Source organism: Vreelandella sp. F11 (assembly GCF_042466685.1).
In the GTDB taxonomy this organism is placed as follows: Bacteria; Pseudomonadota; Gammaproteobacteria; order Pseudomonadales; family Halomonadaceae; genus Vreelandella.
Genome location: NZ_CP170448.1, coordinates 741,647 through 754,278, shown reverse-complemented (window position 1 = coordinate 754,278; position 12,632 = coordinate 741,647). Strand labels below are relative to the sequence as shown.

Genomic DNA, 12,632 nt, shown 5'->3' with positions numbered 1-12,632 from the left:
CTGGGTTCTGAACAGCTAGCGCCAACCTCATTTAAGATCGGCGCTTATAGAACTAGCGGTTGGCATTTTCCACAAACACCTGACGAAGCGCATCGACCAGCACATTGGCGGGCTGGGCGCCAGAAATCAGGTAGCGGCCGTCGAGAATAAATGCCGGTACAGCGTTTACCCCTGCCTCCATGAACCGCTGTTCTGCTGCTCGAACTTCTTCCGCATACTGATCCGACCGGGCGATGGCCTCGGCAGTTTCGCCGTCCAGCCCCACCTCAGTGGCCTTCTCGCGAAGCACTTCTGGGTCGGCCGGTTTTTTCGCTTCACCAAAATGGGAAGATGAAGCGGTTAAACCGGTATATGGCTTTTATCGTAATACATTAGCGACGCTTGAAGGAGCCTGGGTGCGGCCACGCCACAACGGCTACATGGACTTTCAAGCCGAAGGGTCAAGCATTTTGGCCACAGGGCTACAAGCCGGGCATCCCGCAAAGAGAATTATAAAACAGCTTAATGCAGCTTATGCCCAAAACAGGTAAGGCAATCGCGGACACTGGGATGGAGTGCTACCCATCGACCAAGCGAGTGATACGCTGCGGGCGTTTATGCAGAAAGGAAGAAACCCGACTAGAAAGTAATAGGTAGCGCTATGTTTACGAAGGGAAAACCACCACGTCATCCCCCTCCTGCCATGGCTGAAACTTGGTCATGGCCTGCAGAAAGAAGGCGTGCTCCAACCAGTCATCTAACCACCGCTGCAGGTGCGGGTAAGGTAGGCTATAAAAAACATCGCGATCTACATGGGCGAATTGGCGGATAAAAGGCATGATGCCAATATCAGCAATGGTCGCGTTATCCCCCAGAAGATAAGGCTTTTGAGTCAGATGCTCCTCTAAAACCTGTAAAAAAGTCTCACCCCGTTGCCGATATTCTGCCTGAGTCATCTCGAGATGTCGGTCGGCATATTTATAACGATCCAGCCAATGTTTAAATTCATTATCGTTTTGCTCGATCAGGGCATTGGCCTGATCCCTAACCTTCGCATCTAACAGCCCCTGCGGATCTTGTTGCTCAAGCGACCACACCATTATTTCTCGGCTCTCTTCGATCACGGTACCATCAAAAAGCTGTAAAACAGGCACAGTACCTTTCGGGCTAATCGCTAGCATCTGGGCCGGTTTGTTTTTCAATATGACCTCCCGCAGCTCCACCTTTAACTCAGCAAACAACGTGCCGAGACGGGCACGCATGGCATAGGGACAGCGACGAAAAGAGTAAAGGCGATGAAGTGATGTCGTCATGGGCATTTTTCACAGTTGAATTGAAATCAGTAGGCTCGGTGACCACTAAGGCGTGACGTTAGCCGTTCGCGTTTTCCTCAGCCACCTGACGAAGCGCATCGACCAGCACATCGGCGGGCTGGGCACCAGAAACCAGGTAGCGGCCATCTAGGATTATGGCTGGCACGGCGCTCACTCCTCCCTCATCGAAGTGTTGCTCTGCCGCTCGAACTTCATCCGACACTGATCAGAGCGTGCGATGGCCCCAGCGGTGTCGCCGTCCAACCCCATCTCAATGGCCTTCTCACCAAGTACCTCTGGATCGGTGGTTTTTATCGCTTCACCAAAATAAAACTCGAACAATGCCAGTTGCAGGGCTGACTCCTGGTTTTGCGTTGCGACCCACGCCAGTACGCGGTGGGCCGCGAAGGTAATGTTCGCGCCGCGCTCCAAAGCGCCACGGAAATTCAATCACAGTTCTTCGGCCACCTGCATAAGCTCGCGCTGGGACTGTTCCATGCTGGCCGCGTCCATACCATCCTTGCGGCACAGATGCTCAAGAATCGGTTCGCCCTCGGGGACATATCGCAGTTCATCTCAATAGGCTGCCAGAACAGCTCGACGCCGATCTCGCCATTCTAGGTTTCCAGCGCTTGCTCTAGGCGCCGATAGCGCACCACGGGCAGACGACATCGGATACTAGGTCAATTCTTACCTTCTGCATTTTGTACACCCCTTCGACATATCCCAAAATTCGATCACACTAAATCTGGCAAGTTACGCGTATATAGCGAGTAACGGCAGTACCGACGAGGAGGCAGCTACGGTAAAATCAGCGGTGTTTAAAAGCAACCGCAGCCAAGCGGCGCACATGCCAAAACGAACACCCCCATCGGCTACAAGTACAAGGGTGAAGGCGTTACTCAACATCTGGTTCCGGTAACACCGGCGGCGTACTGTCCATATAGGTCAGGAAGTCTTCCCAAATATCATGCGTTCTTTGTTTCGTTAACCGGGTACTGCACGTAATGCCCATGACGCCTCGAATAGTTCCGTCGCGCCATTGCGTATAGACAGAGCCGCAATGGGCAGAGGCATACGCCTGCCACTGCGTTTGAGCCACCTTGATAGCCTCGACTAACACCGGGTCAACCGCGTTATGTTCAATGCTCGTTTCCAGATAGTGGGTAAGTACATCCTCTGCGGCCTCTAACTCGATATTCGCGCACTGATTGGTATCGAGTGTGTTCCTTATGTTATTGCAATCAACCGCCTCTTCTTCAGCAACGGCAGTTAACGACACGCTAGCAAGCACGATGAATAAACACTTTTTCACTTTTTTCTCCGAAAGCACATATTGCCCTGGATAAGCTGCCACGGAGGAGCGCCATTCAGGTCTGTGCCTGTAGCACTAACGTTTAGCATTTTCCTCAGCCACCTGACGAAGCGCATCGACCAGCACATTGGCGGGCTGTGCGCCAGAAATCAGGTAGCGACCATCTAGGATTATGGCTGGCACGGCGCTTACCCCTGCGTCCATAAAGCGCTGTTCTGCCTCACGTACTTCATCTGCATATTGATCAGAGCGGGCGATGGCCTCGGCAGTATCGCCGTCCAGCCCCACCTTAATGGCCTTCTCGCGCAGAACCGCTGGGTCGGCAGGATTTTTCGCTTCGCCGAAGTAGGCATCAAACAGGGCCAACTGCAGGGGCGTTTCAAGGTTTTGCGTTCCGGCCCACGCCAGCACGCGATGGGCAGCGAAAGTATTGTTCGCCCGGCGCTCCAGGGCTCCTTGGAAATTTAGTCCAAGCTCCTCGGCCACCGCCATAATCTCGCGCTGAGACTGCGCCATGCTGGCAGCATCCTTGCCGTACTTGCGGCACAAGTGCTCAAGGATCGGCTCGCCCTCGGGCGGCATATCCCGGTTCAGCTCAAAAGGTTGCCAGACCAGCTCAACGTCGATCTCGCCATTCACTATCTCTAACGCTTGCTCCAGGCGACGATAGCCGATCGCGCACCACGGGCAGGCGACATCGGATACCAGGTCGATTCTTACCTTTTGCATTTTGTTTACCCCTTCGACATATCCCAAAATTCGATCAAACTAAAGAAAGCATGTTACGTGTATATAGTCAGTAACGGCAGTAGTGATAAGGAGACAGCCATGGAAAAAACAGCATTAGCGTTAAGTACCCTATTACTTATCAGCGGGTGTGCTCACGACAGCAATCCCTCATCAGCAGGCGCGGCCGACTCAGGTGCGTCAACCGAGCAAAGCGAGCCCCACCACCAGATAACCGATCAATGGGTTGGCCGATGGATCGGCGTAGAAGGGTTATTCCTTGAAATCAGCAAGGACGAGTCTGCAGGCCCCGGCCACTATCTGCTTGAAATGCAGTACGGCCTGGATGCCGATCAAAGTGGGACATTCGAAGGCCAAGCCACAACCGAGGGCATTAGCTTCAGCCGCGAGGACGGTCAACACCTGCTTCGCGCTGGCGACGGCGAAGCCACCGGCATGAAGTGGCTATTGGAAAAGGAAGATTGCTTAATAGTCGCAACAGGTGAAGGCTATTGCCGCGACTGACCTGCGCGACTGACCTGCGCGACTGACCTGCGCGACTGACCTGCGCGGCAAGCACTCAAGGAACGGCGGGATGAAATCGGCTATTCGACCGCCAGTTCAGAAAAGTGGCCTGCTTTATCCAGGGTGTATTCGCCAAAATCCCGCGCCAAATAAAGCGAGCCTGAATAGGCGTTCTCGGCTTCTTTGCGGATATCTTCGATTGAGGGTGACGCATTGGGGTTGAGCTGGTAACGAGGGCTAAAGTGCGTCAGCACCAGATTGGGAAGCTGTACCGATTCGGCAAACGCGGCGACAAGCTTGGCGTAGCTATGCCCCACATCACCGGCCTTCTGGGCCATCTCTTCGGTGTAGGTGGCTTCATGCACCAGCACCTGGGCCCCCGCGCAGGCATCAAACAACAAATCAGGCTGGTCATTGTCCCCAGCGATCACCACTTTTCGCGGCTTGTATTTGAAGATCAGGTAGTCATGGCTTTTTAACTGCACGCCTGCAAACTCAACATCAAACCCTTGCTTCAACTGCCCCCACAACGGCCCTCTCGGAATGCCCTTTTGGGTCAGCTTTTCAATGTTTAAATCAGCGTCGACCTTTGTCTCCGTAAACCCATAAGCATAGGAAGGCGCTCGGTGTGAAAGCCTGTGAGTGGTCACCGCGATGCTTTCAAACGCAACGCTGGGCACTTCGTCCGAGTCGATAAACTCCAGGGCAAATGGCAAGCATAGCTGCGTGGCCTCACAGGTAGCCTCCAACCACGCCTTGATACCTGCGGGTGCCACAATGGTAAGCGGCGCTTTCCGGCCACCCATTCCCGCACTCGCCAGTATGCCCGGCAGCCCATAACAGTGGTCGCCGTGTACGTGGGTAATCAAGATGGCTTTCAAAGAATGGAACGACAGCTTGGTATGCAAAACCTGATGCTGGGTGCCCTCACCACAATCAATCAGGTACCAGCCCTTCCCCTTGCTCTCTCGCAAAGCGACGCCGGAGACGTTTCTTGTTTTGGTGGGTACACCGGCTGAGGTGCCTAGGAAGAGTAAATTCATATCGCGTCCGTGCTTTCTTTTTAGAAACCTGAACCTAGGCTGGCGGCATACAGATTTCCAATACGTTTGGGTGCTCAGCTTTTTTACGACAGGATGGCCAACGACAACAGTAGCTATTGCTAAGCGGCTTCAAAATCCAATGGCTGAAGGTCGTCCAAATTAATGGAGCTGCGGGCCATCCATAGGTCATACATATCTTGCATGGCCAGCCAGCTCTCCGGGGTACGTCCGAGAACCTTCGACAAACGCAGAGACATTTCTGGGCTGATACCGCTATCCCCTTTAAGTAACCGCGACAGCGTAGAGGGTGAGACGCCCAAACTGGAAGCAAGCTGACGGGAGCTGATACCAAAGGGTGCTAGGTAAACCTCCCGAATAAATTCGCCGGGATGCGGTGGGTTATGCATTGTCATCAGTGATAACCCTCATAATCAAGAATGTAGGCGTTGCCATCCCGAAATTCGAACGTCATGCGCCAATTTCCGTTGATCCAAATCGACCATCGCCCTTTGTCTTTCCCTTTCAATGGGTGAAGCCTAAAGCCAGGGATGTCCATGTCTTCGACTGAAGTAGCGGTATCCAGAGCAAGAAGCTGCATACGTAGCTTCTTGGCATGATCCGGCTGTATGCCAGCGGTGCTGCCAGTCGCGTAGAACCGTTTCAGCCCTTTGTGCCGGAATGACTTAATCATGAGGATATTGTAGCGCGATGCGCACCAAGCAACAACCAGATTTATAACGTTTGAATTATCCGGCTCTGAGCCAAAGACTCCATAACAAGATGCCAATCCACCTTCACCCAAGGCATATACCCAACCAAGAGCAAACTGGGCTAAATAGCCTCACTGTATTTTGAGAAGCACCATCACCGGTGAAGTACATCGCCCTATAGCGGCATCGGAACACACTATCTCGTCACTCATTTAGCATCTCATTCGCCAGGCTCCGTTCTTTCAACAGCAAGGATGCCACTACTCCCAAGCCGCTTATAGTTAAGGGTAGAATCAACGCGAGTTGATAGCTCTGAAGGCTTGGAACAGTTTCGGGGTCAGCAGCCGAGACGGTATCAAGAATGATCCCAAAACCTGATTGAACCAAAGCAGCGGTCAGGAACGCACCCATATTAACGAGAGCAGTCGCAAAGCCAACATTCGCCAAGGCGACTGACTCTTTGGTAGCCGCAAAAATGACCCCGACCGGCCCGCCAGAGAGTCCTAAAAGTACAAACAGTGCCATTGCCACTCCACCAGGCTCCCACTCTGCAAACGCCATCAGCGCCCATACAGCGACGGATAACATAGCCGTCACAACAATAATGGGTTTCTTCGCCCCAATCCGGTCAGCGATCCATCCCCAAAAGAGAGAACTCAAACCATACATCGTCAACGCAACGGTGGCATATTGTGCCGCTTGCGCTGGTTGGATGCTGAAACCATCGGTCAATAGCGGTACCGCCCACAGTCCTAAAAACGCATACAAGGTTCCGTTGGTGGCCGCGACACAAACAAACAGTAACCATACCTGGCGCTCTCTAAGGACATATCGATTTCCGCGCAGTATTGGATACACAGTCGTCTTGGCTTTCGAGTCACGTATCCGTTTTGGTGCTGGGTCGTCTTTACAGAAAATAAGCAGGCATGCAGTGGCCAGTAAGGTTAAGCCTGCGAAGAAAAGGACGACCTCTCTCCAGTTGAACCAATGCAACAAATACGCTGTTGGGGTCTGCGCTATTACGCTTCCGAGCGCAGCCAGGAGCATGGTTGTACCCATAACAAGGGAATGGCGCTCTGGGGAAAACCAAGTAGCGTTGTAACTCATCAGGGCGACAAATACAGCTGATAGGCCCAGCCCCAATAACGCTGACCCCACAAGCAAAACGACAAGATTGGGCGCAAAACCAAAGGAAAAAGCACCTATCGCCGTTACTGTACCGCCGATAAAGCCACCCTTCCGTATCCCCACCGAGTCAGTAAAAATGCCAGCGGGTACCTGCATCAGCGTATAAATCCAGAAATGCATTGATGCCACAATGCCGAGCGTAGTGGCCGTTAAACTGAGTTCTTGCTGCATACTCCCTGAAAGGGTCGAAGGGGCGAAGCGGAAAAAAAATCCACTCATGAAGATACTAATGAGCAAGCACCAGCCTCCCCATTTGAGCCAGGTTATTGGAATCCGAAGGCGCCCCCCCATAACGGTACTTGCGCTATTCATACCCCGCCTCCAGGAGCCTTGTTTCGATTAGCTCCGAAAAGTAGGCGGCCACCGGCTCAACTGGTGTGAAATGCCCTCGCACACGATTGCTCAACCCTTCTAGTTGGTATTCACAAATCTGGTCATCCTCAAGAATTACTTGATCGAGTCTTTCGAAATAGTGTGGTGCGATCTCGTTAAAGTCATGCCTCGCCAGGGTTTCATCATGAAATGCGTAACCAACATTGACGCTTGTGCGAGTAGCTGAGATTGGCGTCTTCTGAATCCACCACATAACTTCGGGTGCAGTTACAATGAAAAAACCTGGCAGAATGACGCTGAAATGGGTGCCTTCTGCTGCTTCGCCGATAACGTCACGGGGAGTTGGAAAGGCGAGGTTACGTTTTTCAGGAAATAATGCTGGAGAAAGAGAGTTCTGATGATAAACACCAAACCAGTTGCGATCATGTTCTACCGGTTTAACTGGTTGGCTACCAATCGAGCGACTGTGAACGAAGTTGGTATGGAGAGTCTCCATATCTACTTCAATGTATAGCTTCCAATTGGTCGTTAATGCATAGGACTTTTCTTGAACACAATGCATTCTCTGAGTTTGGTGTGGTAGAGCTACCTTATCGATATAGTTGCCTAGATAGACCTCAAGCGGCATCTCGTTTTCTTTATTAAGATTGATGAATACCAAACCAGCTACAGCTTCACATTGAATTGGAACCAGATTTAAATCTAACTTCTTAAGATCGCTTCTTTTCACGCTCCCACCTAAACCGGGAGCGCTCGTCAAATTTCCGAATGTGTCGTAAGACCACTTGTGAAAAGGGCATCTAAAGTACGCATTCTTTCCGCAGCTTTCGCTCGTTAAAGGAGCCCCACGATGTCTACAGGTGTTTAGAAAGGCTCTGATAATACCGTCTTCACTACGAACAACGATGACACTGCGTTCCAAAAACCGACGGCTTACAAAACTTCCAACGTTAGGGAGAGAAGTCGACAGACAGGCAAAATGCCAAGCTGGAAAATGAATGGTTTGTAGTTCTCGTTCAAACCAATGCTCATCGATATAGCATTCAGGGCGGAGCATTTTTGAGAGGTTTGTTTTATCGCACCCACCCTCAACTCTAGTGTGTAAGGAACTAATCGTCTCTGTCATATTTGTATCCACGTGTTTGTTTTCAAAACAAGTGGTCTGAGCGTACAAAGCGACATGGGATAATTGGAAACGGAAATATTTGCTGAGGGGCATCAATTAATTCGATACTGGATCAGAGTCCCTTTTACATCACCCGATCGCCACTTCAATTACTCAGCATGCTCGGCGAATAAGACGAACCGACGGTAGGAGTTACCACAATGAAATGGAGCTTGGATCAGCTGCGCACATTTATCTATGTTGCAGATTTGGGCGGTTTTTCACGGGCGGGAGAGCGACTCTTTCTGGCCCAATCTACTGTCAGTTGGCAAGTTCAGCAGCTTGAACGCCAGATTGGCGTTCCACTGCTCTACCGCACTCCAAAAGGCGTTACCCTTACCGAAAAAGGCCATGCCTTCTATCTAAGGGCACAAAAAGTCATTAACGCAAACGATGAGGCTGAGCGATGGTTGGCGCAGAGTTTTGCTGATCGTCAGATCATTCGATTCGCCACCACAGATTGCTACGCAACTTGTCTGTTGCCAAGCCTACTTGAGCTTTGGAAATGCCAGTTTCCCAATGTCCAAGTGACATTGGATTGCAGCTTCAGCACTGATATCTGGAAGCGTTATAAAAACGGGGAATTCGATATTGCTCTGGCCCAGCATTGTCCTTCTGACATTGATGCAGAGCCTATCCGAGTTGAACCATTGGAGTGGGTCTGCGCCAGAAGTTCGCTCGTTTGGAAACAGAGTACGCTACCCGTCGCTTTATTCGAGTACGGCTGCCCTGACAGAGAATTCATCCTAAATGCACTCAAAGGCGCAGACCGTGAGTATAGAGTTGAGTTCGAAACCTACAGCTATGGAGGGCTTGTGGCAGCAGTGGAAAGCGGAGCAGTCGTTTCGGCACTGCCCAAATCAACAATACCGCCCACCCTCAGGCGCCTTGATAGTCAGCATTGTCTCCCACGGCTGCCCTCTTTAAACGTAAATTTAGCAAGCCCCCAAAAAAGCAGTGATCACATATGCAGCCAACTGTATGACGCTGTTGTACTGCACTTGGCCGAATACGAACAGAGTTTAACAACCAAGGGCGAGGAGTTACTCCAATAAGCACTGGTTCTCTCTTCTAACAACTATGTACGAGAATGACGTCACCCCATTTTCAGTAGCCGTGTATTCGCAAGGATGGTCGAAACACGGCCAACCTATTCGCACGCCATTTCAGAAAAGTGGCCCGTTTTTTATCCAGCGTGTATTCGCCAAAATCCCGCGCCAGGTAAAGCGAGCCCGAGTAGACGCGCAAGGCCTCCTTGCGGATGTCCTCAATGGATGGCGACGCATGGGGGTTAAGCTGGTAACGGGGGCTAAAGTGCGTCAGCACCAGGTTGGGCAGCTGTACCGTTTCGGCAAATGCGGCAACAAGCTTGGCGTAGCTATGCCCGACATCACCAGCCTTCTGCGCCATCTCTTCGGTATAGGTGGCTTCATGCACCAGCACCTGCGCCCCCGCGCACGCCTCAAACAACAAGTCAGGCTGGTCATTGTCCCCAGCGATCACTATTTTCCTCGGCTTATGTTTGAAGATTAAGTAGTCATGGCTTTTTAAAAGCTCACCCTCAAACACAACATCAACCCCTTGCTTCAACTGCCCCCACAACGGCCCTCTCGGAATCCCTTTTTGCGCTAGCTTATCCACGTTCAAGGCAGCGTCGACTTTTGTCTCCGTAAATGCATAAGCATAGGACGGCGCACGGTGTGAAAGCTTATGAGTGGTCACCGCGATGCTTTCAAACGCAACGCTGGGCAGCTCGTCCGAGTCGATAAACTCCAGGGCAAAGGGTAAGCAAAGCTGCGTGGCCTCGCAGGTGGCCTCCAACCACACTTTGATGCCTGCTGGGGCCACAATGGTCAGCGGCGCTTTCCGGCCACCCATTCCCGCACTCGCCAGTATGCCCGGCAGCCCGTAGCAGTGGTCGCCATGTACGTGGGTAATCAAGATGGCTTTCAATGAATGGAACGACAGCTTTGTGTGCAAAACCTGATGCTGGGTGCCCTCACCACAATCAATCAGGTACCAGCCTTTGCCTTTACTTTCGCGCAAGGCGATGCCGGAGACGTTTCTTTGCTTGGTGGGCACGCCTGCAGAGGTGCCGAGAAACTGTAAATTCATAGCTTGTTTGTGATCTCACTTTGAGTACAAGGCGGAGGTCTGCCAACCAGCTAAATGCGAGCAATCATGCTTTTTTATCATGCTTAAAAATACATTAAATCAGTTAAAATCTACTAAATTCACCCAATTTTTTTACATCATTCGGGGTTAAGCCATTAGCTCATTTAGCTTTTGGCATCGCGTACTACGGAAATCAAGAAGCGCTAGTTAGTAAATTTCTCAGTTTGCACTTCATATTAGACATTTTTCTCACATTCAGCCTTTAAGTATTCAATAGCTTCATATACAGACATTATTCTTGGGTACTTTTTACATTCAGTCCAATAACAGGAGGCTGTAGACCAAACCCATTCTGTATATGGAGAAACTACGAAGCTGTGTATTTCTCTTGCCCATTCGAAGTTATAATTACCCCCCTTCCTATTAGTCTTAATAAAATCACCAAGAGTGCTAACTTGGTTTAATTTCTCCTCAAAATTATCACATCGAGTTCTAATAGTTTTTGGCTTACCGATTACAAAATCTAAAGGACGCTCTGAAGCCCTACATTCAAATAAATATAGATTATCTTTTATTCTAACGGCAACATCGACCTCACGTTTAGTTTTATCAAACTTAATCTCAGTAGATTTAAGAACAACTTCAAACCCTGCTGCTGTAACAGCCGCAGAAAATGCGCATTCAAACTCTACGCCTTTTTTACTTTGCGGATCATAATTTCTCAGGCCAAAAAATACATTTTTCAATAACGGCAGCCAAGAAGAATAATCGCATATATATAAACCATCAGCCTCTACCAAAACTGGCTTAGGGCCATTTGACCAAACACCTAAACTACTTTGGTTATTTTCATCTAAAGTAATGAATTTTAAAATTTTATCGAGTTGCTCCTCTAACCTTGACGGGCCAATAGCGTTTTGCTTACGCAATGTCTCAAAATGATTTATTATCCCCTCCTTAATATCTATTATTTTGGGTTCATACAAACTGTAAGCCCGCTGGTATTTCATATAAAAATTTACTAATTTTTTGCTATCTATATCCAAGCTCTTAAGTGATGGCCCAACATTTCCTCCAATTGCGATGTGAGAAAATACGATGGCAAACTGACAAAATTCCAACAGTCCGAATTTAAATTTATCTTCAAAAAAATCTTCAAGATACTTATGGGCAGAATAGTATTCAGAAGCATTGACATAGCATGGTATATAGTTTGGAGAAAAATCTTTATCCACACTTTCAATACCCAAATCTTTTAGCTTACAACGCGACGGATTCAAAGCTGCACAAAATATAGTTTCGTTAACATTCTCAACTTTTGATGGAATAAATGTACCTACATTACTAGCCCACCCGACTTTCAGGGAACTCTCTTCATTACGATTATCAAAAGATCTTATTAAGGATTCTTGTTCAGAAGTTCTGTCTTCAAAAACATCATAAGTTTCAGTTATATTTAAAGCTATTCCTTTACCCAAAGCCCTCATCTTTGCTGACACATACCAGTATTGATAACCCAAGCCTTCAATATTATAAATATCGATTATATTCTCTTCACTAAAATCAGTAAGAACCCACTGCGGGTTGTGTTTTTTGAGACTTAAAATATACATATTTAATATTTTTTCAGGAAAATTCTTTCTCAGAGATCTACCTAACATCCCACCCAAAATATTATCAAATTCAATTTCACTTGACAGAGCAAAATCTTTATTACCTGATAAATCTCCGTACTTAAATATCGATTGCTCCACATGATTTCGGACATTATAAACAGTAGTATCGTTAGTATTACCACCTAGATCACTACTAAGACACGGTGCAAGCCTTCTATACAAATGAATCCAATAAAAAACGGTATGCTTTTCAATTACACTCTTCAGCTCACACTCAAGCTTACTTAAAACATTCATCAATAATTCATATTGCTTATCCTCATCTTGGTCATTAAAAAAATCTCTAATATTTAATAAAAAAGAACGTCTAACTTCCAGAGGTTCAACGACATATTTTTGGTGTATTGCCTCATGATGCTCATCATGTATTTCTGAAAAAACCAATTGATAATAATCTGGCAAAATAAAAGCATCACTTGCTAAAGAAGCTTTATTAACTCTACCTGTTTTCCCAACACGATTAACTTTCTTAACTTTCTTACTTAATTTTTTCATTTTAAATTCTCATTAAATTCATAAAAAGTGTTTTTATAACATATATCGC

General features: G+C 48.6%; 13 protein-coding genes and 1 pseudogene. 2 read left to right on the top strand and 12 right to left on the bottom strand.

Features of this window, described 5'->3' with window-relative positions:
* Window positions 1-52: 52 nt before the first annotated feature.
* The 5 genes and pseudogenes from ACFIOZ_RS03480 to ACFIOZ_RS03460 form a co-directional block, all read right to left on the bottom strand.
* Window positions 53-325, bottom strand: a pseudogene (locus ACFIOZ_RS03480) (DsbA family protein); the annotation flags it as partial.
* 319 nt (window positions 326-644) lie between these two features.
* Window positions 645-1,292 carry a glutathione S-transferase gene (locus ACFIOZ_RS03475; protein ID WP_386082317.1) on the bottom strand — a complete coding sequence of 216 codons (648 nt, stop codon included), beginning with the start codon at window positions 1,290-1,292 and terminating at the stop codon, window positions 645-647.
* Between the two features lie 171 nt (window positions 1,293-1,463).
* Complete coding sequence (locus ACFIOZ_RS03470; RefSeq protein ID WP_386082316.1) at window positions 1,464-1,742, bottom strand: DsbA family protein; 279 nt, start codon at window positions 1,740-1,742, stop codon at window positions 1,464-1,466.
* Window positions 1,743-2,190: 448 nt separating this feature from the next.
* The gene (locus tag ACFIOZ_RS03465) at window positions 2,191-2,649 is read right to left on the bottom strand and encodes a lysozyme inhibitor LprI family protein (protein ID WP_386082315.1); all 459 of its coding nucleotides are present in this window, start codon (window positions 2,647-2,649) and stop codon (window positions 2,191-2,193) included.
* Window positions 2,650-2,682: 33 nt separating this feature from the next.
* Complete coding sequence (locus tag ACFIOZ_RS03460; protein ID WP_386082314.1) at window positions 2,683-3,336, bottom strand: DsbA family oxidoreductase; 654 nt, start codon at window positions 3,334-3,336, stop codon at window positions 2,683-2,685.
* 99 nt (window positions 3,337-3,435) lie between these two features.
* On the opposite strand from ACFIOZ_RS03460, the gene ACFIOZ_RS03455 reads away from it, so the two are divergent.
* Window positions 3,436-3,858, top strand: a complete 423-nt coding sequence (locus tag ACFIOZ_RS03455) for a hypothetical protein (protein WP_386082313.1) — start codon at window positions 3,436-3,438, stop codon at window positions 3,856-3,858.
* Between the two features lie 80 nt (window positions 3,859-3,938).
* Here ACFIOZ_RS03455 and ACFIOZ_RS03450 read toward each other — a convergent pair whose 3' ends face one another.
* The 5 genes from ACFIOZ_RS03450 to ACFIOZ_RS03430 form a co-directional block, all read right to left on the bottom strand.
* Window positions 3,939-4,901, bottom strand: coding sequence for a ribonuclease Z (locus ACFIOZ_RS03450; protein WP_386082312.1), 963 nt, complete (start codon window positions 4,899-4,901; stop codon window positions 3,939-3,941).
* A gap of 119 nt (window positions 4,902-5,020) precedes the next feature.
* Complete coding sequence (locus ACFIOZ_RS03445; RefSeq protein ID WP_386082311.1) at window positions 5,021-5,314, bottom strand: HigA family addiction module antitoxin; 294 nt, start codon at window positions 5,312-5,314, stop codon at window positions 5,021-5,023.
* A complete protein-coding gene (locus tag ACFIOZ_RS03440; protein ID WP_386082310.1) occupies window positions 5,314-5,703 on the bottom strand; it encodes a type II toxin-antitoxin system RelE/ParE family toxin in 390 nt (129 codons plus the stop codon). The genes ACFIOZ_RS03445 and ACFIOZ_RS03440 overlap by 1 nt, the downstream gene beginning before the upstream one ends.
* A 112-nt stretch (window positions 5,704-5,815) precedes the next feature.
* Window positions 5,816-7,036, bottom strand: a complete 1,221-nt coding sequence (locus tag ACFIOZ_RS03435) for an MFS transporter (protein WP_386082309.1) — start codon at window positions 7,034-7,036, stop codon at window positions 5,816-5,818.
* 67 nt (window positions 7,037-7,103) lie between these two features.
* Complete coding sequence (locus ACFIOZ_RS03430; RefSeq protein WP_386082308.1) at window positions 7,104-8,258, bottom strand: aromatic ring-hydroxylating oxygenase subunit alpha; 1,155 nt, start codon at window positions 8,256-8,258, stop codon at window positions 7,104-7,106.
* Window positions 8,259-8,458: 200 nt separating this feature from the next.
* Here ACFIOZ_RS03430 and ACFIOZ_RS03425 point away from each other — a divergent pair, with 200 nt between their 5' ends.
* Complete coding sequence (locus ACFIOZ_RS03425) at window positions 8,459-9,352, top strand: LysR family transcriptional regulator (RefSeq protein WP_386082307.1); 894 nt, start codon at window positions 8,459-8,461, stop codon at window positions 9,350-9,352.
* Between the two features lie 52 nt (window positions 9,353-9,404).
* Here ACFIOZ_RS03425 and ACFIOZ_RS03420 read toward each other — a convergent pair whose 3' ends face one another.
* Together ACFIOZ_RS03420 and ACFIOZ_RS03415 are read right to left on the bottom strand one after the other, a co-directional pair.
* Window positions 9,405-10,412, bottom strand: a complete 1,008-nt coding sequence (locus tag ACFIOZ_RS03420; RefSeq protein ID WP_386082305.1) for a ribonuclease Z — start codon at window positions 10,410-10,412, stop codon at window positions 9,405-9,407.
* Between the two features lie 236 nt (window positions 10,413-10,648).
* On the bottom strand, window positions 10,649-12,583 hold the full coding sequence (locus ACFIOZ_RS03415) for a hypothetical protein (protein WP_386082304.1): 1,935 nt from the start codon (window positions 12,581-12,583) through the stop codon (window positions 10,649-10,651).
* Window positions 12,584-12,632: the final 49 nt, after the last annotated feature.

Excerpts from the sequence above, each read along its gene's own strand:
- ACFIOZ_RS03430 (WP_386082308.1), bottom strand. The coding sequence starts at position 8,258 with ATGACAGAGACGATTAGTTCCTTACACACTAGAGTTGAGGGTGGGTGC.
- ACFIOZ_RS03445 (WP_386082311.1), bottom strand. The coding sequence starts at position 5,314 with ATGACAATGCATAACCCACCGCATCCCGGCGAATTTATTCGGGAGGTT.
- ACFIOZ_RS03420 (WP_386082305.1), bottom strand. The coding sequence starts at position 10,412 with ATGAATTTACAGTTTCTCGGCACCTCTGCAGGCGTGCCCACCAAGCAA.
- ACFIOZ_RS03455 (WP_386082313.1), top strand. The coding sequence starts at position 3,436 with ATGGAAAAAACAGCATTAGCGTTAAGTACCCTATTACTTATCAGCGGG.
- ACFIOZ_RS03415 (WP_386082304.1), bottom strand. The coding sequence starts at position 12,583 with ATGAAAAAATTAAGTAAGAAAGTTAAGAAAGTTAATCGTGTTGGGAAA.
- ACFIOZ_RS03460 (WP_386082314.1), bottom strand. The coding sequence starts at position 3,336 with ATGCAAAAGGTAAGAATCGACCTGGTATCCGATGTCGCCTGCCCGTGG.
- ACFIOZ_RS03425 (WP_386082307.1), top strand. The coding sequence starts at position 8,459 with ATGAAATGGAGCTTGGATCAGCTGCGCACATTTATCTATGTTGCAGAT.
- ACFIOZ_RS03475 (WP_386082317.1), bottom strand. The coding sequence starts at position 1,292 with ATGACGACATCACTTCATCGCCTTTACTCTTTTCGTCGCTGTCCCTAT.
- ACFIOZ_RS03450 (WP_386082312.1), bottom strand. The coding sequence starts at position 4,901 with ATGAATTTACTCTTCCTAGGCACCTCAGCCGGTGTACCCACCAAAACA.